Origin of the sequence: Bartonella sp. MU37NMGALS (genome assembly GCF_042194015.1) — a bacterium.
Lineage (GTDB): Bacteria > Pseudomonadota > Alphaproteobacteria > Rhizobiales > Rhizobiaceae > Bartonella > Bartonella grahamii.
In genome coordinates this window covers 22,798-49,165 of sequence record NZ_JBHIML010000003.1, presented here as the reverse complement: position 1 = coordinate 49,165, position 26,368 = coordinate 22,798, and the positions used below count along the sequence as shown (strand labels likewise).

Below are 26,368 nucleotides of genomic sequence, written 5' to 3'. Positions count from 1 at the left end.
AGGTGCGGGAAGGAGTTCAAAGGATGTTTAGGAAAATAAAATGCTGCTGCGATATATCTGATTATATGATTCATATGAAAACAGTAAAAGAGCTCTTTATAACTTAAAATGTGAAGAAAATGCGAGACCCATTATCTGTGAAGTTATTATGCAAAATGGAGTGGCATCCCAACACCGACAGCTTTAAACTAAAACTGTTGCTATGATAACAATAATATTGATTATGAAAAAGCATAATTCATTAAATATTGCGTATTTGCAAGGTGGAGGAGATTTCATGACAATCTTTGCAAAAAACGACTATCTTGTAAAAATATTCGACATTGACCAATTTTTTGTATACGGGCCAATATTGATCTAAGGAAATATGAAATATAATACATAGGATTTTGCCTCTATATGCATTACACTTATCAAAATATATTGTGTAGAAAAGCGATGGGAATACGGTAAACAACAGTTTATGCTGTGGCATATCAAAAAGGGATACTTTATCTCCTATTAAGAAAGCTTTTTAATAAAAAATAACATCCGTTTTCTATAAAGGGTTGCTCTTTTCAAGCTGTTTGAGGTGGTAAATTGCTTCTAAAGCTTGTTTAGGAGAGAGTTCATCGGGATGGATATTTTTTAAAGCTTCGTGAAGTACACAATGTTTGTTTCTTGCTTCATTGATGGGAGATGTTGCTTTAAGAGAAAAGAGCGGTAAATCATCAATGAGTTTATGTCCTTTTCCAGCCATTTCACCTTGTTCTAATTGATGGAGTACATCTGTTGCTCGTGTAATAACTGCTGGGGGAAGTCCAGCAAGCTTTGCGACTTGTACACCATAGGAACGGTCAGCAGCTCCTGGTGTGACCTCATGAAGAAAAACTACATCACCATCCCAATTTTTGACTTTCATGGTTACATTATGCAGTCTGTCAAGTTTTTCGGTAAGTGCAGTCATTTCATGAAAATGGGTAGCGAGAATAGCACGACAATGGTTAACTTCATGGAGATATTCAACGGCAGCCCAAGCAATAGAAAGTCCATCAAAGGTTGATGTCCCACGCCCTATTTCATCAAGAATAACAAGGGAATGGTGGCTAGCATGATTGAGAATCGTTGCTGTTTCAACCATTTCCATCATAAAGGTTGAGCGTCCCCGTGCAAGGTCATCGGAAGCCCCAACACGACTAAACAAGCGATCAACGACACCAATATGTGCTGAACTTGCTGGAACGAAGGACCCCATTTGCGCCATAATAGCAATAAGAGCATTTTGCCGCAAAAAAGTTGATTTTCCTCCCATATTAGGCCCTGTCAACAGCCAGATTGCTGCATATTGCTGATTTTCTTGCACAGAGAGATCACAATCATTGGCAATAAAAGGTTCTGCTGCTTGTTTGCGAAGTGCTTGCTCGACGACAGGATGGCGTCCTGCTGTGATACGAAAGGTAAGTGAAAGATCAATTTTAGGGCGGCAATATCCTTGTTCTTCAGCAAGATATGCTAAAGCGACAGAGACATCTAAAATAGCAAGTGCTTCAGAGGCTTTACGAATAAAATCAACTTGTTCGGTAATTTCATGAACGAGAATATCAAAAATCTCTAGTTCAAGTGTTAATGCGTGATTGGCGGCATGGGCAATACGGCTTTCAAGGTCAGCAAGCTCTGTTGTCGTAAAACGCATAGCATTTGCCATTGTTTGCCGATGAATAAAACGTGCTTTAGCTTGTGGATTATTTGTAAGAGCAGATGCTTGTGTACTGGTTACTTCAATGAAATAACCTAGAATATTATTATGCTTTATTTTAAGCGTCTTAATATCTGTTTCTTGAGCATATTGCGCTTGAAGTTCAGCAATAACACGGCGCGATTCATCACGTAAAGCACGCATTTCATCGAGCTCTTTATGATAATTTGAACGAATAAAACCACCATCACGTTTAAGGAGCGGGAGATCATCAGCTAATGCTTGTTCTAAATGAAAATATAACGCTGTGGGTAAGTTTGAGAACATCTGTTGTACATCACTTATTTCTTGAGGCAGAAGCTCATTATCAAGAAGTTGATGCAATTCACGAATGATTTCAAAGCCGCGCTGGATTGTCGCCATATCACGGGGACCTCCTCGTCCAAGAGCCAAACGTGAAACGGCGCGGGGCATATCTGGTCCCCCTTTTAAAATAAGCTTTATCGCTTCTGCAAGAGAAGGATTACGTAGAAAAAAATCGATAGAATCCAAACGCGTATCAATAGCTGAAGGAGTGGTGAGGGGAGCAATAAGGCGGTCAATAAGAAGGCGTGATCCTCCTCCTGTTACAGTGCGATCAATAGCTTTTAATAAACTTCCATCCCGTTGACCTGATGTCGTACGAATAAGTTCAAGGCTTAATCTGGTTGCGGCATCAATAAAAAGAGTTGCACTTTCATTTTGGCGCTCAGGCTGCATGAGGGGAGGACGATGCGTTATTTGTGTTTTTTCGATATAACGAATAGCAGCTACAATTGCAGAGAGTTCGGAACGTGAATAATCAGCAACACCTTCAAGAGTTGAGAGTTTAAAATAATTGCAAATATCGCGTTCAGCGGTTAGTGCATCAAAGAGACAAGCAGGTTGAGGTGAAATGATACGGTCAAGAACATTAAAAAGTGATTTGTGAGATTTATCATGAAAGAATGAATCAGCAACAATGATTTCTTGTGGATCCACACGCATAATATCTGCTAAAAGTTTTTCTTGGCGGCTTTCTGTTACACGAAATATGCCTGTTGAGATATCAATCCAAGAAAGAGCAAATTCCTCTCCATCGCTAGTTTTTATACGGGAAAGTGTCATCAAATAATTTGCGCGTGTTGGATCAAGGAGTTTTTCTTCTGTTATAGTTCCAGGTGTTACAAGGCGAACAACATCACGCCGAACAACAGATTTTGAGCCACGTTTTTTTGCTTCAGCAGGATCTTCTATTTGCTCACAAACAGCAACTCGGTAACCACAAGCAATCAGTTTTTGTAAATAATCATCAGCAGCATGAACGGGAACACCGCACATAGGAATATCTTGTCCTAAATGTTTTCCGCGTGCTGTGAGTGTGATTCCTAAAGCCTGAGCAGCTTCAATCGCATCATTAAAAAATAATTCATAAAAATCCCCCATTCGGTAAAAGAGAAGAGAATCATGATGTACGGCTTTGATTTCTATGTACTGCTCCATCATAGGTGTCAGACGTTCTTGAGAGGAAGCAGATGAGGAGGCAGGCTGTGGAATTAAATTATTTTTATGGTTGTCTTTTTTATCCATTTGTATGAGGCCTGTTTCCTTTAAGTGAAGTTTTTACTCTTTTTTGTTTACTTCAATATCTATTTATCTCTAAATTGCAACGCATCATCAGATTTGCTAAGGCAAGAATAGCGATTTCTAATATATGAATCAAATTTAATGACTATACGCATTATCAAGCAAAATTTACACTGTTTTTGGAGAAAATAAAGTGAGATGAAAGAGAGCGAGCAGGATCAGAAAATGTCTCAAACTGTTTACAGTGCGAGCGAACGAGAAGCTCTAGATTTTCATAGTCGTGGTCGACCAGGAAAGCTTGAGATTGTTGCAACAAAGTCTATGGCAACACAGCATGATTTAGCACTTGCTTATTCACCAGGTGTTGCAGTTCCAGTTAAGGCAATTGCTCAAAATCCAGCGTTAGCTTATGATTATACAGCAAAAGGCAATCTTGTTGCTGTTATTTCAAATGGAACCGCTATTTTAGGGTTAGGTAACTTAGGAGCCCTTGCCTCTAAGCCGGTCATGGAAGGCAAAGCAGTGCTGTTTAAGCGTTTTGCGGATATTGATTCCATTGATTTAGAAATTGATATAAACGATACAGAAAGTTTTATCAATTTGGTGCGTCATTTAGAACCTTCTTTTGGTGGAATTAATCTTGAAGATATTAAGGCGCCAGAGTGCTTTATGATTGAAAGCCGCCTACGCGAGGTGATGAATATACCTGTTTTTCACGACGACCAACATGGTACAGCAATTATTGTTGCTGCTGGTGTTCTCAATGCTTTGACTTTAACAAGGCGCGATATGCAAAATACGCGGTTAGTCTGTAATGGTGCTGGTTCTGCAGGGATTGCTTGTATTGAACTGATTAAAGCGATGGGCTTTCGTTCCGAAAATATCATATTATGTGATACAAAGGGTGTGGTCTATGAAGGCCGCAAAGAGGGAATGAATCAATGGAAATCTGCGCATGCTATTCAAACAGATAAACGTACGCTTATGGAAGCAATGGAAGGAGCAGATATATTTTTTGGGGTTTCTGCTAAAGGCGCTCTTACTCCTGAAATGGTAAGATCCATGGCACCACAGCCGATCATTTTTGCTATGGCTAATCCTGATCCAGAAATTACGCCGGAAGAGGTTATGCAAGTGCGTCATGATGCCATTGTCGCAACAGGGCGTTCCGATTATCCAAATCAGATTAATAATGTTCTCTGCTTTCCTTATATATTTCGTGGTGCACTTGATGTGCGTGCAAGAGTTATTAATGAAGACATGAAGATTGCTGCGGCAAAGGCTCTTGCTAATTTAGCGCACGAAGAAGTGCCTGACAGCGTTGCAGAAGCTTATCGTGGAAAGCGATTAAAATTTGGTCCTAATTATATCATCCCTGTTCCTTTTGATCCGCGTTTATTAACGGTTGTTTCAATAGCGGTAGCAAAAGCAGCAATGGAAAGTGGTGTTGCGCAAAAGAACATAGATGATTTAGAGGCCTATGAGCGCGATTTGAATGCGAGACGTGATCCTACTTCCTCGATGATGCGTGGGATTTATAATCATGTTCGTCAAGCGCCAAAACAAATTGTCTTTGCAGAAGGTGAAGAAGAGCAAGTTATGCGGGCGGCCGTTTCCTATGTTCATCAAAAATTAGGACAAGCGATTTTGGTTGGTCGTGAAGAGCAAGTAAGAGAAGCGGCTGTTATCGCTGGAATTGATCTGGAGCGTGAAGGTATTTCTATTATGAATGCTAAGCTTTCTTGCCGTACAGATGCTTATGCGAATTATCTTTATAAAAAGATGCAGCGTCAAGGCTGGCTGTTGCGTGATTGTCATCGTCGTATCAATAATGATCGCAATTATTTTGCTGCGTGTATGGTGGCACTAGGAGATGCTGATGCAATGGTTACAGGGGTGACACGCAATTATGAAACAGCGCTGATCGATATACGTCGTGCGATTGATGAAAAACCAAAAGAACGATTGATTGGTATTTCAATGGCTATTTGCCGTGGACGAACTGTGTTTATTGCGGATACAGCCGTTTATGAAAATCCTAATGCTGAAGAACTTGCGGATATAGCGGAACAAACCGCTTCGTTTGTACGTGGATTTGGATATCAACCACGGGTAGCATTTCTAGCATTTTCTACGTTTGGTTATATGAAAGGGCAGATCATACAGCAAATTCAGGATGCGATTAATATTTTGCATGAACGCAAGGTTGATTTTGAGTTTGATGGAGAAATGAGCGCTGATGTGGCACTCAATTCCAAATTGATGCAGCAATATCCATTTATGGGATTAACAGAGCCCGCTAATATTTTGGTTATGCCTGGATATCACGCGTCTTCCATTGCAAGCAAAATGTTACAAGAACTTGGTGGAGCAACCATCATTGGTCCTATTTTAATTGGATTGGAAAAATCTGTCCAAATTGTACCGTTTAGTGGAAGCGATACAGATGTTGTCAATATCGCAATGGTTGCGGCTTATCATGCCGCAAAAGTCGTCTAAAGAAAAAAAGCCCCTAATATACCAATAATATATTAAGGGGCTTTATGATAGCAAAAGAATAAATTTTTTAAGAGGGTTGTATTTGATTGTCGTTTTGTTCTTCAGCGAGACGCTTTTGGAAGAGGGCTGCAAAATCAATAGGATCAATCCATAAAGGTGGAAAACCACCATTTTGAGTAGCATTAGATATAATTTGGCGAGCAAATGGGAATAAAAGACGGGGACATTCAATAAAGACCAATGGCATAACATGTTCTTGTGGAATGTTTTTAAGGTGGAAAACACCACCGTAAATCAGTTCTACATGAAATAAGGTTTCAGTTTCATCATTGGCTTTGACGGAGAGAGACAAAACGACATCATAATTGTCATCACCAATTGGGTTAGCATTGACGTTAATATTGATATCAATTTGTGGTGATTTTTCACGTGTACGCAATGAACGAGGAGCACCCGGGTTTTCGAATGATAAATCTTTTAAATATTGAGTTAATACAGCAAAAACCGGCTCTCCACCACTGTTATTCATTTCATCTTCGGCCATACGACGAACCTCTCTCATTATAATATGTATATTTATTTTAGATCTAAAGACCAAACTGGTTATCACGCCTTGCAAAAGGTTGCAAGAAATGCGCTCTTTATCTTGAATATTTTTTTAGTTTGTTACAGGTTTTTTAGGCATTTCAATGGTTATCATCATTTTTGCGCCATGGAGATTCTGTCGTATCATAAATTGTGTAATCTTCTGCGTTAAGATCAATTATTTTTTCAGCGTCATTTTTTCTTTTAGTATTGAGATTCATTTTGTTTTGTAATGATGTAAAAAAATGCCAAACAACAGAGCGAATTGGTTTAATAAGAAGTAATATTCCCAAGAGATCACTTACAAAGCCAGGAAGAATAAGTAAAATTGCACTAAACATGATGAAAACATCATTAATAATATTATTCTCTAATGTGCGTCCTTGGATAAGTTCAGTTTGTATGTTTTTTAAAAGGCTAAACCCTTGAACTCGCAATAAAACAACCCCAACTATGGCTGTGAGAATAACCAAACTCAAAGTTGCTAAAATACCAATTTCTTGACCAACAAAGATAAAACCAGCGATCTCGATTAAAAGACTGCAAAGAAAGATAACAACAAAAAAACGAGGATTTATAGAATAAAATTTTATCACATGCAAATTTCCTTCTGGATGAGTAAGGGGAGAAATTCTTAAGAGCACTCCATTTAATATAAAATCTATAAAAATATTTGAATGGTAGGATTCCTTATTTTACATATTTATTGATAAATGGTATTGACTGCAATGTTTATTAGAGATTTAAGCTTTGGAGATTGACAGCGCCCATGGAATTTGACGTTATACTTGTCATAGCTCTTGTCGTTATGGTTGTTATTTTTGTGCAGCTCCGTAATGTATTAGGGAAACGAATTGGGTTTGAAAAGCCCCCCTTTGATCCTTATTCACGTCGTTCTAAAAAACAGGTTGAAGCAGAAACGACTGATAATATTGTTTCGTTCCCTCATCAGAAAAATTCACAAAAAGACGACTTTAGTGAAATTGATAAAATTGCACCGGAGGGGAGTATTTTGAATAAAAATTTGCGGGAATTGCATAAAATTGATCCTCAATTTTCTCCTCAATTTTTTATAAAAGGTGCACAAATTGCTTATGAAATGATTGTAACAGCTTTTGCCAAAGGTGATCGCAATCAACTTAGAAGCTTGCTTTGTCAGGATGTTTTTGAGAGCTTTTGTACGGCTATTGAGCAACGAGAAAAAAATAAAGAGAGAATAGAGTTCACTTTTGTTGGAATTAATAAGATCGAATTTGTTGCGGCGGCAATACAAGAAAAGGATGAACTTCTAACGATACGTATTGTCAGTGAGATGATTTCTGTTACTTATAATGAACAGGGCGAGCGTATAGACGGTGATCCTGATGCTATTGTAGAAATCAGAGATATTTGGACTTTTGTTCGCAATAGTTTATCATCAGATCCAAACTGGAAGCTTTTTGCTACAGAAAATGAAAATTAAAATACTTTTTGTTTTTCTTCCATAAGCATTCAATGATTTATGAGAAATTAAAATGTCCTCAAGTAAATGGAGACAAAAAAGAGATTTATTGGCTTCACAAGATCGCCTTTTATGGGAGATGGTTTGTCGTACGATAACACCGCTTCACGGTAAGATGCTCTCTTCTACTTCAGAAACTATTGCAAATATTAATGATAAAAAACAGCCAGTAACTCAAATCTCCTCATTGTCTCAGGAAAATCAACAACCCTCGACAATTATTAAAAGCGAAAAGAGGGCAGTTACACAAGCACAAAAGATTCATTTCTTTGATCATGTTGCACATCGTAAAATTTCCCAAGGTCGTTATCCTCTTGAGGCGCGCCTTGATCTCCACGGTTATATGCAGGAAGAAGCTTATTTTTTCTTAAAAAAATTTCTACAATCCTCTCAGCAGAGAGGATTACGTTATGTCCTTGTGATTACAGGAAAAGGACGATCCGTTGGGAGCGATGGAACTTTGTATAGATTTGTTCCGTATTGGTTATCAACACCAGCTTTTCGATATTATGTCCACGCGTTTGAGCAAGCAGGGCGTCAACATGGCGGAGAAGGTGCACTTTATGTTTGGTTGCGCCGTTTTGTGTCGGGAAAAGGAAAGTGATGTTATTGTGGTCGTTCTAGGTTTAATATTTATTTATACGTAATAATTTATTGTTTTCGTATATTTCGTAAGAGTCTTGAATACAATATCCCCTTATTTATAATTTTTTATAAATAATTATAAATATATCATTTTACATTCTACGTATTGCTTCACGCTTTTGTTTATCGCGTTCTTTAATGGAGCACATCCCTCACGCAAAACAGAATGACATTGTTGCATATATTCACAGGCTTGTTTTAAAGAAACATTTCTCAACGCTCCCAAGCCTATTTTGCGACAGCATCCGTGAAGGGTATAACGATAAATCCATTAAGCACTCCTATCTTTATACTTAATAAAAGAGCAAGATGGCATCATCACACACTTTGCTAGCTTCCAATGTTGCGACACCCCTTGAAGCCCTTGTTCCTTGAAAGCATTTATAAAAGGCATGCTTTTCTTTAAGTGTTTTTATTCTTCGCAGCTCTCATCTTGCTCGTGACGCTTAAACGAAAGATTTTGATTGATTCAATATAAGAGGCTTAAAATGAAAGAGATATTGATGGGTCTCATTTAGGTTGCAACGCGATAAATTATTTTTATAAACCACAGCATTACTCTATTAAATACATGAAGAATAAAAACATGAGAAATTATCTTATTCAAAAGATATTGCTATGGATAGTGTTAAAAGTAGTGCAACTAAATTAAAGAGAATCTTGAAAATAAACAGGAATATAACTTTACAATACACAATTGTGCAATAGCGCCAAAAGATACAATTTCGTTGAATAGTTTCATGAAGAAATTTTTTCACTCATTAAAAGCTTTATTAAATTTCTTTCTCATAATAATTCGATAATTAAAATTTAATAACGAAGCGCAGAAGGTTTAGAATATGAGATTCAGTCGAGGATATTACACTCTTATCCGACGTCTTTCAGATATTGGTTGAAATGCTAGCTTAGCATGAAAGGCACAATAGGGGCTATTTTCATCAGAATCTGCACCACAAAAATGAAAATCTGCTGATAATGGATCGCCAACCGGCCATCTACATGTATTTTCACTCAATTGTAAAAGATTAAGTTGACGTGATATAGGCACAACTACATTGGATTTTGTGGACATATCAACTTCTTTTACATCTTCTGCTACAAATTCTGTCTTTAAAACTGGTTCTTCAATACCTACAGATGATGTGTTTATTGGCGATACCGTGGATGTGTTGCGACGCACACGTGGAGATGATGGGCTGCTTCCCACGGGGGTTTTTTGCGTATGCGCACTTCCTTGTGGTGTTTTACCGCGTCCTGGCAACTTTAATCGGTGTACTTTGCCGATGACTGCGTTTCTGCTGACCCCACCTAATTGAGCAGCAATTTGACTTGCACTTAACCCTTCACTCCAAAGCTTTTTAAGAAGCTCAACGCGTTCACATGTCCAACCCATACCAGCACTCCATTCCGATCACGTCACTAAGATGCTCTCCCCCTTTGCATCTTCAAATGTTTTAATAATGTTTTCACTACGCTGAATGAAAGAATTTTACACTCTAAGCGAGCATAAGAAAATCATCCAACCTTTGGACTTACAAACCAAAACACATCATCTTGCTTATTATATAATAAATTACAATATGCACTCACTCTATGACAAGAGTCTTTACCTCTTGGAGAGTTTATTTAGAATGTTTTCCCCAACTTGCAAATCAATCATAGGTTAAACTTTTACTTTTGTTTAAGGATTTTTCCAAAAATGCTTATTTGTAGAACCTTCATTGACTTTTTTTCAATTGGTGTAATGATCTATTCCATAGGTGTAATCATTAATCGTAATGAAATGTTGAAAGCACCGTAACGAAATGTACCATGTTATTTTATTTGTAGTGTTGCTTTGTATATATATTGAAAAGGTTAAAATATAAAGGAAATTATGATGGATTCCGTCTCTATACAACCACTTTATGAATGCTTCGCACGACGAGATTTGCATTTTGAACAGGGGCATGGTGTATGGCTTATTTCCGATAAGGGAGAACATTATCTTGATTTCACATCTGGCATTGCTGTTAATGCATTAGGGTATTCACATCCAAAATTAGTTGATGCGCTCAAAATGCAAGCTGAAAAACTTTGGCATGTTTCTAATATTTTTCAATCCCCTGAACAATCAGCTCTTGCTACGCGGCTTTGTGCAAATAGCTTTGCGGATAAGGTTTTTTTCTGCAATTCAGGCACTGAAGCATTGGAATGCGCATTCAAAACGGCGCGTCATTATTACTATGCTGCGGGTCATTCAGAACGCATTGAAATAATTACTTTTGAAGGGGCATTCCATGGACGTACACTTGCAGCACTTGCTGCGACTGGGCATGAAAAATATCTTGAAGGCTTTGGACCTAAAGCTGGTGGATTTATTCAAGTACCTTTTTGTGATGAAATCGCTTTGCGTAACGCTATTAATAAAAATACCGCCGCTATTCTTATTGAACCTATTCAAGGAGAAGGAGGAATACGAACGGTCCCTCATGAATATTTAAGATTTTTGCGCAAAATATGCGATGATAATGGTCTGTTATTGATTTTGGATGAAGTCCAAACGGGTATAGGACGAACAGGAAAGCTTTTTGCTTATGAATGGAGTGATGTCTTTCCTGATATACTTACCCTCGCAAAAGGATTAGGAGGAGGATTTCCATTAGGTGCTTGCCTTGCAACTGATAAAGTTGCAAAAAGCATGACACTTGGGACCCATGGTTCAACCTTTGGAGGAAATCTTCTTGGAATGGCTGTAGGAAATAGTGTTCTTGATATTTTGTTAGAGCCAAATTTTCTCAACCATGTTCAGCGCATGGGGGATAAACTAAAAAGTGGACTTTTGCACATTCTCAATATCTATCCTGATATTATCTGCGCAGTTCAGGGGATGGGCCTAATGGTGGGTATTCAGTGTGTTGTGCCTTCAAATCTTGTCGTTAATGCTTTAGAAAATGAATATCTCTTAAGTGTTGCTGCCAACAACAACGTTGTGCGCTTATTGCCTCCTCTTATCATTAGGGAAGAAGAAATAGATGAAAGTTTGCATCGTATTGAAAAAGCAATAGCTTATCTTTCGCAAGTAAACAAAGAAAGACAAATATTACACACATGACAAATGCTCTTCGTCATTTCACGGACTTATCCATTTTAACGCCAGCAATAGCGCGCGCACTGATCGATTATGCAAAAATCCTTAAAGCGTCTTTTAAAGCAGGGAAAGGTTCAAAACCTTTTATGGGTAAAACACTTGCGATGATTTTTGAAAAACCATCCACACGAACCCGTATTTCATTCGATATCAGTATGCGCCAGCTTGGGGGAGATACAATCATGCTCACGGGTTCAGAGATGCAGCTTGGTCATAGTGAAACTATAGCTGACACAGCTCGTGTTTTATCCCGTTTTGTGGATATCGTGATATTACGAACAACAAAACATCAACGTATGCTCGAATTGGCACAATATGCACAAATTCCTGTCATTAATGCCCTTACAGATGATACACATCCTTGCCAAATTTTAGCAGATATATTAACCTATGAAGAGCATCGGGGGCCAATTGCTGGCAAAATATTCGCGTGGATGGGGGATGGTAATAATGTGCTCCATTCCTTAATTGAGGCCGCAGCTCTTTTTGATTTTCATTTGCGTATTGCTACTCCAAAGGGCAGTGAACCACAAGAAAAATTTATACATTGGGCACGTGAACGAGGAGCACACCTTACACTAACTCATAGTCCCCAAAAAGCAGCTCAAGATGCTGATTGTATTATGACCGATACATGGGTCTCCATGGGACAAGAATTTCGTGCTCGCAGTCGTTCTATTTTTCAGCCTTATCAAGTCAATGAAGCTCTCATGAAATTAGCAAAATCTGATGCTCTTTTTATGCATTGTCTTCCTGCTCATCGTGGTGAAGAAGTGGTTGATTCTGTGATTGATGGACCGCACTCCGTTGTTTTCGATGAGGCTGAAAATCGTCTTCATGCTCAAAAAGCAATTCTTTCTTGGTGTTTACAAGATGCGTTTTTCTCTCCACAATAGCTCCTCTACAACAAATTATATAAAAAAGGCAAAGCTATGAGTAAACAAGCTAAAGATGAAGCCTCTCTCGACAACAACTTCTTGCATGAAGATGATACTGTTATTCCCTTTCAAGTCGAAGAACTTGATATCCGTGGACGTGCCGTACAACTTGGGGAAACTTTAAATTCTATTCTTAACAGACATCAATACCCTGAACCGGTTTCTTATCTTCTAGCAGAAGCTTTACTTTTAACTGTTCTGCTTGGAACTTCTCTAAAGCTTACGGGAAAATTTATTTTACAAACTCATTCCGATGGACCGGTTAATATGTTGGTATGCGATTTTTCGCCTCCTTCCAGTTTACGTGGATACGCTCGTTTTGATAAAGAACAGCTTAAACAAGCCATAGACAATAATCAAATCTCTTCAGAAACCCTTTTAGGGAAAGGCACTTTAGCCTTCACAATTGATCAAGGTCCCCATATGCAACCCTATCAAGGGATAGTTGCATTAGATGGATCAAATTTACAAGAAGCTTCTCGTATTTATTTTGATCAATCAGAACAAATTCCTACCGATATCCGTTTGGCTGTTGCTATATTAATTAATCGTGACCAACAAGGAAAAACGCAGAAAAGCTGGCGAGCTGGAGGTATTTTGATCCAACTTTTACCTCAAGAATCCTCTCATCATAAAATAGATGTCTCTCATCAAAAGCGAGAAGAAACGAAAACCCACACCCAATTGGATAACCAATGGCAGGAAGCTAAAATACTCATGGCAACGATTGAAAGTTCAGAATTAACAGATCCCCAAGTTGGTAGTAAACAGCTCTTGTTCCGTCTTTTTCATGAACAAGGTGTTAGAGTTTTTAATCCTTTTTCTCTTGTCGATCAATGTTCTTGTTCACACGAAAAAATTAAAGGAATCCTAGAAGGATTTTCTATTGATGAACGCAATAAAATGGTTAAAAATAAATATATTTCAGTCACATGTGAATTTTGCTCAAAAACGTATTGTTTTACACCGCAAGATTTTTTAGAAGAAAAAACATAATCAAATATTTTTCATAAAAAAATGATGATTGCAACAAAAGCCTATTTTATTTGCGTTATAAAAGTTTACCCATAAGCTCATATAAACTTCTAGAATATTTCTTGTCTTAGAGTTTTTTAATGTATACGAGTGATCTTTCTGTTGAAATCAGTAATCACGTCACAGAGTGCTTAAAAAAGAGTTCTCTGTAAAATATATTTTCTCCTCTCGAAAAAGCTTCTTGTTTATTTTTTTCATCTCAAAAGCCTATTTCTTACAATGAATTCTTTTATAATATTCATTGATAGATTGATCATGTACTCATAACTTATCTTTTCTGTTAAATGAGATTTTTTGATTATAGTCATATTTGCTTACTCGAATTTATCTTATTAAGAGTCAAAAAAGCTTATTAGTTATAATCATAAGATAAATTATCGAAAGAATAAGAATGTATAGACTCAATATGGAATTTATGGAGTCTATTACGAACAGATAGTATAATGGGAATAAATATACCAATAACGCTGCGAAGGAATGGATTTGTTATTTTATAAAGATGAAAATAGTGGTGAAGTCCCCTCATAACAATGTGCATTTCAGATAAAAAAGCGGAGACAGAACACTATATGATTTTGAAAATAATAGTTGGTTTCTTTCACTAATCTAACGATGTTTCTATAACAATATTGTTTTGTCCAAATAATCAAAAATAAAGCTCCTAAACAGATATTTAATCGATAAAAAAATGAAAACTACTTAAATTTTTGTCATACTTGGGAGGTTTGCTCTACAGATATTTCTTTGCACATGTTTTTGAATCAACAATGGTAATGCTCTTGTCAAATTTTCCTAAGAAGAATGAGGATCCATATAAATAAAATAGCATACATAGCATGATAAAACGTTATGTTTTTACAAACCTGCATTATTATATTTTTCAACTTAAAATATTGCCAATTATTTTCACGTTTAGACAATTCATAAAAGGTATTTTTAGTCTTTATCTTAAATGTTTTTTTGATTCAACATATAGAAATTTTAAAAATCTCATAGTATAGGGCATTTTCATTTAATAGATAAAAATGGTAAATTATTATTTATAAATCAATATGTTGATATTTTATTTTTCTTCTGTCATGAGCGCTTGTTCAATTTTTGGTAGAATTTTTTTTTGATAAATTTTCCATGTTAAGGGACCAACATGTTTGACAATAATGATGCTCTCTTTATTCAAGAGAAAGGTTTCTGGGGGTCCATATATTCCCCAATCAATGGCTGTATATCCTGAAACATCAAAGCCAATAAATTTAAAAGGATTACCAAAATTGTTTAAAAAGCGTAGGGCGTTTGTTTTGTTATCTTTATAATTAATACCAATCAGATCAAAACGTTTATCTTGTGCAATTTTCATAAGAATAGGATGCTCTTCGCGGCATGGCAAACACCAAGAGCCCCAAAAGTTAACCAATGTGACACGTCCTTTAAACTGTTTTGAATTGAGATAACTTTCTTTATCAAGAAGAGGAAGATGAATATTGGGAGCAGATTTTTCAGCTAATGCGTTTGGGAGAAGAGAAGAATCTTGAAGGTATTTTTTATCCATAAAGTTGAAAAAAAACACCATGAGAAGAAGAAAAAGCACAAATGGTCCAAAAAAAACAAGCAGAACAGGCAAAGATATATTTTTTTTAAGTTTTGGAGGGATGTTTTTCATTATACTTTTCTTTTTGTGGCAGCTCTTTTTTGTTTAGCTGTTGGAGAATTTTTTTTTGGTATAGGGCTTTACAAAGAATATATCCAATAAGACATAAGAGGGATATTGCAGAAAGCACATAGCTTAAAACAACAATTTGCTCGTGTTTAAGGGTGCTAAGGAAAAAATCAATTTTCTGAGATAGATTTCCTAAAAGTCCGCCCTGGATGCCATTTAGGTCGAGCATGATGAAGAGTCCTGTTGTTGTGCACGGCGGGATTTTTTAATCTGAAGTATTCGGATATAATGACTATTGATTTCATTTCGCATAGCCATCAAATAGAGCGCAATAAACATAAAGATGAAACAAAATAGCATTGTTATAAGAGGCCATAACATAGCATTGTCGATTGTTGATCCTCCAGCACGTAACAATGATGCTGGCTGATGCAATGTATTCCACCAATTAACGGAAAATTTAATAACAGGGATATTAACAAATCCAACAAGTGTAAGAATTGCAGTAGCGCGAGCACCTTTTACTTGGTTTTCAAAAGCACGTCCGAGCAGGATAATGGAAAGATAGATAAAAAGCAGAATTAAAACTGATGTTAAACGTGCATCCCAGACCCACCATGTTCCCCATGTAGGTCGCCCCCAAAGTGCTCCTGTCATGAGAGCCAAGGCGGTAAAAATTGCCCCAATAGGCGCCCCACATTTAAGGGCCGCATCAGCAAGATGATATTTCCAAATCAGATTTCCTAATGCTGCTGCACTCATCGTTACATAACAGAATGTAGACAACCACGCAAAGGGTACATGAAGGTACATAATCTTAACAGTAATGCCTTGTTGATAGTCATCAGGGGAATGCATCACCAGAATAAGCCCTAAAATAAGGAAACACAATGTTATACCGGCCAACCAAGGTAAGACGACACTGCTTATTTTCATAAAAAGGATAAAACTTTCAGGGAGTGACCTGATTTTATATGGACGAGATAGTTCATTCATGAAATTCATAATAGGCAGAGTTTTTCAATGCGGCAATCATCTTTTATTATTCTGATAAAAGTTTAAGCGTTATCGCAGCAACAAAAGAGCCAAAGAGACTCAAAAGAAGTGAAAAAGCGCTGAGAAGAGCCAAGGACGTGAGAAAAGAAATATTTGGATTTATTGGGGCTGTAGCAGTCGAAACACCAAAAATCATAATTGGAATGATCCACGGCAAGATAATGATAAAAATAAGCAGAGTACTGTGCAACAATGAGGTTGCGAGTGCAGCACCTATGGCGCCAATAAAAATAATGGCTGGTGTTCCGCATAAAAGGGTAAGTATTGTTGTAAAAGTTATTGCTACATCTAAATGGAGCATGAGGGCTAAAATAGGTGTAGCAAAAATAAGAGGAAGCATTGTTCCTACCCAATGGGCAAGACATTTGGTAAAGACAATTAGTGTAAAACTTTGTCTTTTTCCTGAAAGGATAAATTGGTCGAGATTACCATCATCGCGATCGATTTGGAAAAGTTTGTTCAGATTGAGGAGTCCTGCAAGAAGGGCTCCAAACCACAATATACCAGGCCCTATTTGTGCAAGAATTTTGGGATCTGGTCCAATGGCAAAGGGGGTTATGACAACAAAAGCGATAAAAAACAATAGTCCTGTTAGTGAAGAGGCTTGTGGCGCTAATAATAGTTTAAGGTCACGCCAGAACAGTGCTTTCATTTTATTTTCTCCTAGAGAGGTAAAAATTTTTCCAGAGCGATTTTATGGTTTTCTGGAATACCTAGGGAATTATGAGTTGCAGCGATAATCATACCACCTTGATTGAGATGACGCTGGAAAATACGAGCAAGGAGTTTTTGAGCATGGTTATCAAGCCCAGATATTGGTTCATCTAAAATCCAAAGAGGACGATAGGAGAGCAAAAGGCGAGCAATAGCTACGCGTCTTTGTTGTCCAGTTGATAGAGCTTTAAAGGGTAAATGTTCAAGGTTAGAAAGACCAATATCGGCAAGAACCTCATGCACAAAGCGTAAATGTTGACCGTAAAAATCTGCCCAAAATTGCAAATTGTCAATGACAGATAAGAGAGGTTTCATAGCATTTTGAGGACCAAGATAATGACACGCAGTTGCAACAGGGTATATTTGATCATGGTCTTTAAGTATTATATGACCTTCAGCAGCTTCAAGAAGACCGACAATGATTCGGAGTAATGTAGACTTTCCGATACCATTAGGACCGGTGATTGTCATCAGTTGCTGTGAAAATAAACAAAAAGAAAGACCTTTAAACAGAATTTCCTCGTTTCTGTAAGCGGCTAAATCTTTGCCTGATAACACCATGTGATTACCTATTTTGTTTTTATTTTCATATTCTTTATTGCATTATAGAATAAAAAACACATTTTTTGTGCAATTGTACCTAGAATAGTTCTAGAAATAGTTCTATAAGGGATACCTTACATCAATATCTGGTGTAAAATGGTTTCTGGCGCTGATTTCCGCATTTGCCTATGAGAGGTGGAGGGGGAAATGGATAGCGGAGGTGATAGCGTCTGCGCTCAAGCTGCGACCTTGAATCGTAGTTTGTGTTGTTCATTCCTGGAAATTGGGTGGTTATAGTATGAGGGTGGACAGTCATGACTCAAATTGATAGCTTTAATTGTCGCAGAGTATTAAATGTTGGTGGCAAAGAATATACTTATTATAGCTTGATCGAAGCGGAGAAGAATGGGCTTGAAGGTGTTTCTCGTTTACCGTTTTCGATGAAAGTTATTCTCGAAAATTTATTGCGATTTGAAGATGGTCGCACAGTTAAAAAAGAGGATGTCCTCAATGTTGCTAAGTGGTTAAACGACAAAGGGAGCGCTGGGGCAGAAATTGCTTACCGTCCTGCACGTGTTCTTATGCAGGATTTTACAGGTGTTCCAGCAGTTGTTGATCTTTCTGCAATGCGTGATGCTATGGTTAAACTTGGCGGTAACGCTGAAAAAATCAATCCTCTCATTCCCGTTGATCTCATCATTGATCACTCAGTTATTGTTGATGCTTTTGGCAATTCCATGGCTTTTAAGGAAAACGTTGAGCATGAATATGAACGCAATGGTGAACGCTATCGTTTCCTTAAATGGGGGCAGCAAGCCTTTCAAAATTTTCGCGTTGTTCCTCCAGGAACAGGGATTTGTCATCAGGTTAACCTAGAATATTTAGCACAATGTGTATGGATGAAGAATGAAGAGGGCTGTGAGACGATTTATCCTGACACCTGTGTGGGAACTGATTCGCATACGACTATGGTGAATGGTTTAGGGGTTTTAGGTTGGGGTGTTGGTGGTATTGAAGCAGAAGCAGCAATGTTAGGTCAACCTGTTTCTATGTTGTTACCTGAAGTGATTGGTTTTCGTCTAACAGGTAAACTTAAAGAAGGTGTAACAGCCACCGATCTCGTATTGACGGTGACTCAAATGCTACGCCGGAAGGGTGTTGTCGGTAAATTTGTTGAGTTTTTTGGTCCTGGTTTGGAGCAGATGACGCTTGCTGATCGGGCAACGATTGGAAATATGGCACCTGAATATGGAGCGACGTGTGGTTTTTTCCCAATTGATAAGGAGACAGTGCGTTATCTCAATATGACAGGACGTGATGAAAATCGGATTGCCTTAGTAGAAGCTTACACCAAAGCACAAGGGATGTGGCATGACGAAATGGTGGCTCATCCCATTTTTAGTGATACAATTGAATTGGATATGGGAACTGTTGTTCCTTCTATGGCTGGTCCTAAACGTCCTGAAGGACGTATTGCATTGGAAAACGTTGGGCAGGGTTTTGAGAAGGCATTGGTCGAAGACTATAAGAAGACTTCTGAACAAGATAAGCGTTATCAGGTCGAGGGTGAAGAATATACGCTTGGTCATGGTGATGTGGTGATCGCTGCGATTACGTCGTGTACGAATACATCGAATCCAAGTGTTCTTATTGCAGCGGGTCTTTTGGCACGAAATGCTGTGGCAAAAGGTCTCAAGAGCAGGCCATGGGTAAAAACTTCTCTTGCACCTGGTTCACAAGTCGTTGAAGCTTACCTTCAAAATTCGGGTCTGCAAAAAGATTTAGATGCATTAGGATTTAACTTAGTAGGATTTGGGTGCACAACATGTATTGGGAATTCTGGTCCTTTGCATCCAGCTATTTCCAAAACGATTAATGACAATGGTATAGTTGCATCTGCAGTTCTTTCAGGAAATCGTAATTTTGAAGGGCGTGTTTCCCCTGATGTGCAAGCGAATTATTTAGCTTCACCACCGTTAGTTGTTGCACATGCGCTCATCGGGACGGTGTGTAAAGATTTAACCCAGGAACCTCTTGGTGAAGATTCAAATGGCCAACCCATTTATTTGAGAGATATTTGGCCAACTTCTCAAGAAATACAGGAATTCATCGAAAAAAATGTCACGCGTAAGGTTTTTGCTGAAAAGTATGCAGATGTTTTTAAGGGAGATGAAAATTGGCAAAAAGTTCAGATTCCTACGGGTTCTACCTATTCTTGGGATGAGCAATCCACCTATGTACGCAATCCACCTTATTTCGATGATATGCAGAAAACACCTGATATCTTACCAGATATTAAAGATGCACGGATTTTAGGTTTATTTGGTGATAAAATCACGACGGATCATATTTCTCCTGCTGGTTCTATTAAAGCAGCTTCTCCTGCCGGAAAATATTTAATGGATCATGGTGTTAAAGTGGCTGATTTTAATCAGTATGGAACGCGTCGTGGGAATCACGAAGTTATGGTGCGTGGGACCTTTGCCAATATTCGCATTCGTAATTTCATGTTGGGAGAAAATGGTCGAGAAGGAGGTTATACGGTTCATTATCCGTCAGCGGTAGAACAAGCCATTTACGATGCGGCAATGGCGTATAAACAAGAAGGTACTCCACTCGTTGTTTTTGCTGGTATTGAATATGGCAATGGATCATCGCGCGATTGGGCAGCCAAAGGCACCAATCTTCTTGGTATAAAAGCAGTGATTGTACAGTCTTTTGAAAGGATTCATCGCTCTAATCTTGTTGGTATGGGCATTGTTCCCTTTGTCTTTGAGGAGGGTGTAAGTTGGACATCTTTAGGCTTAAAGGGAGATGAAAAGGTGACAATTGAAGGAATTCATAACTTGAAACCTCGTCAAAAGACAGTAGCGAAAATTACTTTTTCTGATGGTACGATAAAAACCGCTCCGTTATTATGCCGTATTGATACTGAAGATGAGCTAGATTATTTGCATCATGGGGGGATTTTGCAATATGTCTTGCGTAAGTTAGCCGTTTAAATTCTTTTATTTGTTAAGGAATGTCTATTATTAAGCTATAAAGCTGCGGATCAAAGAGTTTGGCTTCGTTTTTTTATGACTATCTTTGAAAATCTAATTGACGTTAGCTTTGGGATTGCGCTATAAGCCACACAGTTATAGGCAGCTTTATAGTTTTGCTTGGGTTGAATTTATTTATATTGGTAGAGTTGTTCTTTAGACTCATTTTACCAAGGTGTTGAAAGAGAGATTATATTTATGGCGAATACACCTTCTGCTCGAAAAGCGGTGCGCAAGGTTACGGCGCGCACACAGGTTAATAGGGCCCGCCGTTCGCGCGTTCGTACCTTTATACGTAAGTTTGATGATGCTTTAGCGGGTGGTGATAAGGCATCTGCAGAGATTGCATTTAAGAATTTTGAGCCTGAAATTATGCGTGCGGTTTCTAAAGGAGTTTTTCATAAAAATGCTGCTGCGAGGAAAGTATCGCGTTTAGCTAAACGTTTGAAGGCTCTCAGCGTTTAAGCTTTTTCTCCTTTATTGAGAATCAAGCCAGTATCCATGAGGATGCTGGCTTTTTGTTTATTATTTCAAAAAGTTTCTATCGAAAATAAGAATCGATAATGATTCTCCTCTTGAAAAAGGAGAGAAAGTTTATAGGAGGGGTATGGTTATCCACAAGCTTTGTGGATTTTTACCGAGTCTTTTTTGTCAAGCATTTTATTTTTTTTTTAAAATCTGAAGAGATTCTTTAATTGTTGGTAAATTTAGAGAAAAAAAATGAATTGAATCAATATTTTTTTCATTCCTCATTGATACAAGCATTTTTTTCGGGTTTTTTGATTTTATTTTGACCTCTTGCATTTTACCTCTGCTGTTTTGTATGGTTCTTATGAAGACTAAAAAGCATGAAGGGGTCACACCAGCACATTGTTCTGTATTTTGTTGAGTACAAGATGTTTTGACTTAGGCTTTTTGAAGCTTTTGTGCTGGGGAGGTTTTCTGACGATTTTTTAGTTTTCTGAATAGATATGTTTACCATTTTAGAAGGGTGGGTCATATCATGAGTGCAAGTAAATCTTATTGGTCATCTTTGTTAGTGGGGTTGTGGTGAGGCTATCCTAGGGGAGGGTGAGTAATCTTATTTGGGGTAGGGCGTTTTGCCTTCGCTAGATTTATTTTAGCTGTTTGGCAGGACAGAATTTTATTTTTATCAGGATGAAAGATGGTGGATAAATTGAACTCTAAAGCTAGTTCCTTTAAAAGGGTTTCGGTGAATATCCTGTCGGCAGAGAACATAATAAAGAATAGGATGACAGAGAGTGATGAGGACGTTTGTAGAAATGCTTTTATAGGGCATTCTATTGTTTCAGAGGAGGAAAGTGCGGCGGCTTTTATACGTGTTATGGCGCAATTAAAGGTGCAGGTTGGTGTTGAGGCTTATACCAGTTGGTTTGGACGTGTGAAGCTTGCTGAATATAGCCATACTCTTGTAAAGCTTTCTGTTCCTACAGCTTTTTTACGTTCATGGATTAATAATCACTATGGTTCTCTTTTGACTCATTTATGGAAACAAGAGAATTCAGCAATTCTTCGTGTTGAAGTTATTGTTCGTGGTATGGAACGCGTTTCAAGAGACGTCGTTTGTAAAAGAAGTGTTCCTTCTGCTGTGCTAGAGGAGCAAGCGACTTCATCTTTTGTTGAAAGTTGTGCAGAGCATTCAGTTAAGAGTTCTCAAACGGGAGTTTTTGGATCTCCACTTGATTCTCGCTATACTTTTGAAAGTTTTGTTGAGGGGGCTTCTAATCGTGTTGCTTTAGCAGCTGCGCGTTCAATTGCGGAGGGGCATAAAAGTGCTTTGCGTTTTAATCCTCTTTTTATTCACGCATCTGTTGGTTTAGGAAAAACACATTTGCTTCAAGCAATTGCTGCTTCTGCATTGAAGCGTTTAACGTCTGCGCGTGTTATTTATTTAACTGCTGAATATTTTATGTGGCGTTTTGCAACAGCTATTCGTGATAATGATGCTCTTTCTTTTAAAGAGCAGCTTCGTGATATCGACCTTTTGATTATTGATGATATGCAGTTTTTGCAGGGTAAGTCGATACAACATGAGTTTTGCCATTTGCTTAATATGTTGCTTGATAGTGCAAAACAAGTTGTTGTCGCTGCAGATCGTCCGCCAGCAGAATTAGAATCGCTTGATCTTCGCGTTCGTTCTCGTCTTCAGGGAGGGGTAGCTCTTGAAATTGAAGCACCAGATTATGAAATGCGTTTGCAAATGTTGCGCCAGCGGTTGAAGGTGGCACAACAAGATGATGGCATGGTATCAATTTCTGATGATATCTTGGAATATATTGCGAAAACGGTTTTAGGGTCGGGGCGTGATATTGAAGGTGCATTTAATCAGCTCTTGTTTCGCCAATCTTTTGAGTCTGATTTATCTTTAGAGCGGATTGATGAGTTATTAGGTCACTTGACACGTCCTGGTGAACCTAAGCGTATTCGGATTGAAGAAATTCAGCGTACGGTAGCACGTCATTATAATGTTTCTAAACAGGACTTGTTATCTAATCGTCGAACACGTACGGTTGTGAAGCCACGGCAAGTTGCAATGTATTTAGCAAAAGTATTAACTCCTCGCTCGTTGCCAGAAATTGGGCGTCGTTTTGGTGGACGTGATCATACAACAGTTTTACACGCTGTGCGTAAAATTGAAGATTTGGTTTGTGGTGATCAGACCTTGGCTAAGGAACTTGAATTGCTTAAGCGTTTGATTGGAGAACAGGCTGTATAGTGTTTATCGTTTCTTTCTTTGGAGAAACTTTAAAGAATTTAATGAAAAGATTTATTTTCTTCTTATGCAGGAGTGACTTGCCATTTTAAGAGAGGTTTAATAAAGTCTAGCAGGCGATTCTTTGAAGAGGATCTATTTTAATGCTAAGGAATTCTTATAGTTTTTAGTAAATCATACGGGGCTTTTATGCGTATTACAGTTGATCGCAGTCAATTTCTCAAGTCTCTTGGTCGGGTTCACCGTGTGGTAGAGCGCCGTAATACTGTTCCTATTTTATCGAATGTGCTGATTGATGCAGAAAATGGTCGTGTGCAGTTAAAAGCAACAGACCTTGATTTAGAGGTTACGGAATCTTTTGCAGTTAATGTTAAACAAGCTGGAGCAACAACTGTTCCAGCACATTTGCTCTATGATATCATTCGAAAACTTCCTGATAGCAATGAAGTTGTCTTATCCGTCGATGAGAATCAAGCAGGCACAATGTCTGTTGTTTCGGGTTGTGCACATTTTCAGCTTCAATGTCTTCCGAAGGCAGATTTTCCAGAGTCGCTTCCTGGGCAGTTTGGTTATCGTTTTTCTCTATCGGCATCAAGCTTAAAACATTTACTTGATTGTACGCAATTTGCTATTTCTACTGAAGAAACCCGTTATTATCTTAATGGTATTTATTTACATGTTATTAATGATGGTGTTTTGAAATTGCGTTTGGTTGCAACTGATGGTCATCGTTTGGCACAAGTTGAGATGGAAGCTCCTTCAGGAGTTGAGGGAATGCCCGGTGTTATTGTTCCCCGTAAAGCTGTAGGAGAATTGCAAAAACTTCTTTCAGAAGAAAATGATAGCGATGTATGTATAGAGCTTTCAGAGACAAAGATTCGTTTTTCTGTAGGTTCTGTGATTTTTACATCAAAATTAATTGATGGAACATTTCCGGATTATCAACGTGTTATTCCTCTTGGAAATGATAAAGAATTAATTGTTAATAGGCAGGACTTTTCTTCTGCAGTTGATCGTGTTTCAACGATTTCAAGTGATCGGGGGCGTGCAGTTAAATTAACGATTGAGCATGGACAGTTAAGGCTTGTTGTTAATAGCCCAGATTCGGGCAGTGCAGAAGATCAATTATCAGTAACTTATGCATCTGAACCGCTTGAGATAGGATTTAATTCACGTTATCTTTTGGATATTGCTGGGCAGCTTCCAAGTGACGAGATGGTTTTTATGTTGGCTGAGGCTGGAGCACCAGCTCTGATTCGTGATAATGATGATGCGGATGTGCTCTATGTACTAATGCCTATTCGCGTTTAGGGGCAATTGTTTTGCAATGTATGGCCAGTCATGTGCACAAAGTGGCAGTGAGGCAGCTGAAGCTTTTACGTTATCGCAATTATCCTTTTTTCAATATTCATTTTTCTGGTCAGCATGTGGTTTTTACCGGCCATAACGGTGCTGGTAAGACGAATCTTTTAGAGGCGTTATCTTTTCTTTCTCCTGGTCGTGGTTTGCGGCGTGCTGCTTATTCTGACGTTAGCTTTGTAGATGGTGGCGGTGGAGGATTTGTTGTATTTGCGCGTCTTGAATGCGCTCTTTATGGCGAAGTAAAGATTGGTACAGCTTTGGAGGTTAGCGATAACAGTCGAAAAGTCCATATTAATGGTGTGAATGAGTCGGGTGATTGCCTAACAGATTATTGTCATATTAGTGTCCTAACACCGTCTATGGATGGTCTTTTTACAGGTCCTTCGCTTGAGCGCCGTAGTTTTTTGGATCGTATGGTTTTGGCGATTGATCCCTTGCATAGGCGCCGCATAGCCGATTATGATAGAGCTATGCGCGCACGTAATCGTTTATTTTTAGATGGAAATGAAGATTGTGCTTGGTTTGATGCTTTAGAAAAGCAGATGGCAGAACTGGCGACAGCTATTTCTGCGGCGCGTGTTGATGTTATTCGTCTTTTAAATGATATGTTTACACAAATGCCATCACAGATACCTTTTCCACGAGCTTTTTTGCAAATTGATGGTTTTTTGGAAACAGCTCTTAGTGAAATATCAGCAATTGAAGTTGAAGAGCAATTTTGTGATCGATTACGGCATAATCGCGCAATGGACCGTGCTGCTGGTCGGACGTTAGAAGGACCACATCGCGCAGATTTGCAGGTTTTTTATGCTGATAAAAATATAGAAGCAACATCGTGTTCAACAGGTGAACAAAAAGCGCTGCTGACAGGTTTAGTTTTGTGTCATGCTCGTCTAACAGGTATGATGTCGGAAAAAGCCCCCATTCTTCTTCTTGATGAAATGGCTGCTCATCTTGATTCGCACCGACGTGCTGCTTTATTTGATATTCTTGATGATTTAGCTGTACAAACATTTATGACAGGAACAGATCGTCTTTTATTTGATGACTTAAAAGGACGCGCAGAATTCTTTGAGATTAAGGATGGGGCTTTATTGTCGTAAAAACATGCTAAATATTATTTTTAAATAAGTGATAGGTCTAAAAGAAAAGGCATGCTATGTCTGAGATGATAACGATTTTAAATGGTCCTAATTTAAATTTTCTAGGTCAACGTGAGCCAGAAATTTATGGAACTGAGACTCTGGAAGATATTGAAAAAAGATGCAGAGAATGGGCAAAAAAAAATGATATCATAATAAATTTTTATCAAAGTAATTGTGAAGGGCAGTTGGTAGCATGGATACAAGAAGCAATAGAGGCAAGTTCTGGATTGATTATTAACCCAGCGGCTTACAGTCACACATCTGTTGCACTTCTTGATGCCCTAAAAATGTTTTCAGGGCCAAAAGTAGAAGTTCATTTATCTCATATTTACCAGCGTGAAGCTTTTCGTCACTACTCTTATACATCTGCAGGTGTAGACGCTATCATAACTGGGTGTGGAGGTGATGGATATTGGTTTGCACTTGAATATATTGCAAAACAATTAAGCAAAACAATTAAATTGTGATAGGTAAAGAATAAGCGTTTGATAAGAGTAATATAGGCA

Annotated in this window: 21 protein-coding genes and 1 pseudogene; 12 read left to right on the top strand and 10 right to left on the bottom strand. The window is 38.1% G+C overall.

Features of this window, described 5'->3' with window-relative positions:
- Window positions 1-538: 538 nt before the first annotated feature.
- Complete coding sequence (mutS, locus tag ACFIJP_RS02815) at window positions 539-3,283, bottom strand: DNA mismatch repair protein MutS (RefSeq protein ID WP_375625442.1); 2,745 nt, start codon at window positions 3,281-3,283, stop codon at window positions 539-541.
- A gap of 195 nt (window positions 3,284-3,478) precedes the next feature.
- Here mutS and ACFIJP_RS02810 point away from each other — a divergent pair, with 195 nt between their 5' ends.
- Window positions 3,479-5,779, top strand: coding sequence for an NADP-dependent malic enzyme (locus ACFIJP_RS02810; RefSeq protein WP_375625441.1), 2,301 nt, complete (start codon window positions 3,479-3,481; stop codon window positions 5,777-5,779).
- A gap of 67 nt (window positions 5,780-5,846) precedes the next feature.
- On the opposite strand, the gene secB is transcribed toward ACFIJP_RS02810, so the two are convergent.
- Window positions 5,847-6,323, bottom strand: coding sequence for a protein-export chaperone SecB (gene secB / locus ACFIJP_RS02805; protein WP_375625440.1), 477 nt, complete (start codon window positions 6,321-6,323; stop codon window positions 5,847-5,849).
- A gap of 142 nt (window positions 6,324-6,465) precedes the next feature.
- Window positions 6,466-6,960: an FxsA family protein gene (locus tag ACFIJP_RS02800; RefSeq protein WP_375625439.1), complete on the bottom strand. Its 495-nt coding sequence runs from the start codon at window positions 6,958-6,960 to the stop codon at window positions 6,466-6,468.
- Between the two features lie 173 nt (window positions 6,961-7,133).
- Between ACFIJP_RS02800 and ACFIJP_RS02795 the strand changes: the two genes are divergently transcribed.
- Both ACFIJP_RS02795 and ACFIJP_RS02790 read left to right on the top strand, forming a co-directional pair.
- On the top strand, window positions 7,134-7,826 hold the full coding sequence (locus tag ACFIJP_RS02795) for a Tim44/TimA family putative adaptor protein (RefSeq protein WP_375625438.1): 693 nt from the start codon (window positions 7,134-7,136) through the stop codon (window positions 7,824-7,826).
- A gap of 52 nt (window positions 7,827-7,878) precedes the next feature.
- A complete protein-coding gene (locus ACFIJP_RS02790) occupies window positions 7,879-8,469 on the top strand; it encodes a Smr/MutS family protein (RefSeq protein ID WP_375625437.1) in 591 nt (196 codons plus the stop codon).
- A gap of 136 nt (window positions 8,470-8,605) precedes the next feature.
- On the opposite strand, the pseudogene ACFIJP_RS02785 reads toward ACFIJP_RS02790, so the two are convergent.
- Both ACFIJP_RS02785 and ACFIJP_RS02780 read right to left on the bottom strand, forming a co-directional pair.
- Window positions 8,606-8,926, bottom strand: a pseudogene (locus ACFIJP_RS02785) (integrase arm-type DNA-binding domain-containing protein); the annotation flags it as partial.
- A gap of 443 nt (window positions 8,927-9,369) precedes the next feature.
- Window positions 9,370-9,903: a GcrA family cell cycle regulator gene (locus ACFIJP_RS02780; RefSeq protein ID WP_375625436.1), complete on the bottom strand. Its 534-nt coding sequence runs from the start codon at window positions 9,901-9,903 to the stop codon at window positions 9,370-9,372.
- Window positions 9,904-10,389: 486 nt separating this feature from the next.
- Between ACFIJP_RS02780 and ACFIJP_RS02775 the strand changes: the two genes are divergently transcribed.
- From ACFIJP_RS02775 to ACFIJP_RS02765, 3 genes are read left to right on the top strand one after another with little or no spacing between them, the layout of a single operon-like run.
- On the top strand, window positions 10,390-11,604 hold the full coding sequence (locus tag ACFIJP_RS02775) for an aspartate aminotransferase family protein (RefSeq protein ID WP_375625554.1): 1,215 nt from the start codon (window positions 10,390-10,392) through the stop codon (window positions 11,602-11,604).
- On the top strand, window positions 11,601-12,536 hold the full coding sequence (argF, locus tag ACFIJP_RS02770) for an ornithine carbamoyltransferase (protein WP_375625435.1): 936 nt from the start codon (window positions 11,601-11,603) through the stop codon (window positions 12,534-12,536). The genes ACFIJP_RS02775 and argF overlap by 4 nt, the downstream gene beginning before the upstream one ends.
- Window positions 12,537-12,572: 36 nt before the next feature.
- Window positions 12,573-13,574 (top strand): Hsp33 family molecular chaperone, encoded by a 1,002-nt coding sequence (locus ACFIJP_RS02765; protein ID WP_375625434.1) that lies wholly within the window; start codon window positions 12,573-12,575, stop codon window positions 13,572-13,574.
- Between the two features lie 1,102 nt (window positions 13,575-14,676).
- Here ACFIJP_RS02765 and ACFIJP_RS02760 read toward each other — a convergent pair.
- Genes ACFIJP_RS02760 through ccmA form a run of 5 tightly spaced genes read right to left on the bottom strand, consistent with a single transcriptional unit; the run spans window position 14,677 to window position 17,598 of the window.
- Window positions 14,677-15,270, bottom strand: coding sequence for a DsbE family thiol:disulfide interchange protein (locus tag ACFIJP_RS02760; protein WP_375625433.1), 594 nt, complete (start codon window positions 15,268-15,270; stop codon window positions 14,677-14,679).
- Complete coding sequence (locus ACFIJP_RS02755) at window positions 15,245-15,496, bottom strand: hypothetical protein (protein ID WP_375625432.1); 252 nt, start codon at window positions 15,494-15,496, stop codon at window positions 15,245-15,247. Before ACFIJP_RS02755 ends, ACFIJP_RS02760 begins: the two co-directional genes overlap by 26 nt.
- The gene (locus ACFIJP_RS02750; RefSeq protein ID WP_375625431.1) at window positions 15,484-16,263 is read right to left on the bottom strand and encodes a heme ABC transporter permease; all 780 of its coding nucleotides are present in this window, start codon (window positions 16,261-16,263) and stop codon (window positions 15,484-15,486) included. The genes ACFIJP_RS02755 and ACFIJP_RS02750 overlap by 13 nt, the downstream gene beginning before the upstream one ends.
- Window positions 16,264-16,309: 46 nt before the next feature.
- The gene (gene ccmB, locus ACFIJP_RS02745) at window positions 16,310-16,975 is read right to left on the bottom strand and encodes a heme exporter protein CcmB (protein WP_375625430.1); all 666 of its coding nucleotides are present in this window, start codon (window positions 16,973-16,975) and stop codon (window positions 16,310-16,312) included.
- A gap of 11 nt (window positions 16,976-16,986) precedes the next feature.
- Complete coding sequence (ccmA, locus tag ACFIJP_RS02740) at window positions 16,987-17,598, bottom strand: heme ABC exporter ATP-binding protein CcmA (protein ID WP_375625429.1); 612 nt, start codon at window positions 17,596-17,598, stop codon at window positions 16,987-16,989.
- A gap of 296 nt (window positions 17,599-17,894) precedes the next feature.
- On the opposite strand from ccmA, the gene acnA reads away from it, so the two are divergent.
- From acnA to aroQ, 6 genes are all read left to right on the top strand, one after another.
- On the top strand, window positions 17,895-20,582 hold the full coding sequence (gene acnA, locus ACFIJP_RS02735; protein WP_375625428.1) for an aconitate hydratase AcnA: 2,688 nt from the start codon (window positions 17,895-17,897) through the stop codon (window positions 20,580-20,582).
- 237 nt (window positions 20,583-20,819) lie between these two features.
- The gene (gene rpsT, locus ACFIJP_RS02730; protein ID WP_375625427.1) at window positions 20,820-21,086 is read left to right on the top strand and encodes a 30S ribosomal protein S20; all 267 of its coding nucleotides are present in this window, start codon (window positions 20,820-20,822) and stop codon (window positions 21,084-21,086) included.
- 700 nt (window positions 21,087-21,786) lie between these two features.
- A complete protein-coding gene (gene dnaA / locus ACFIJP_RS02725; RefSeq protein ID WP_375625426.1) occupies window positions 21,787-23,358 on the top strand; it encodes a chromosomal replication initiator protein DnaA in 1,572 nt (523 codons plus the stop codon).
- Window positions 23,359-23,544: 186 nt separating this feature from the next.
- Window positions 23,545-24,666, top strand: coding sequence for a DNA polymerase III subunit beta (gene dnaN, locus ACFIJP_RS02720; RefSeq protein ID WP_375625425.1), 1,122 nt, complete (start codon window positions 23,545-23,547; stop codon window positions 24,664-24,666).
- Between the two features lie 20 nt (window positions 24,667-24,686).
- Complete coding sequence (gene recF, locus ACFIJP_RS02715) at window positions 24,687-25,820, top strand: DNA replication/repair protein RecF (protein WP_375625424.1); 1,134 nt, start codon at window positions 24,687-24,689, stop codon at window positions 25,818-25,820.
- 56 nt (window positions 25,821-25,876) lie between these two features.
- Window positions 25,877-26,329, top strand: coding sequence for a type II 3-dehydroquinate dehydratase (aroQ, locus tag ACFIJP_RS02710; protein WP_375625423.1), 453 nt, complete (start codon window positions 25,877-25,879; stop codon window positions 26,327-26,329).
- Window positions 26,330-26,368 lie beyond the last annotated feature (39 nt).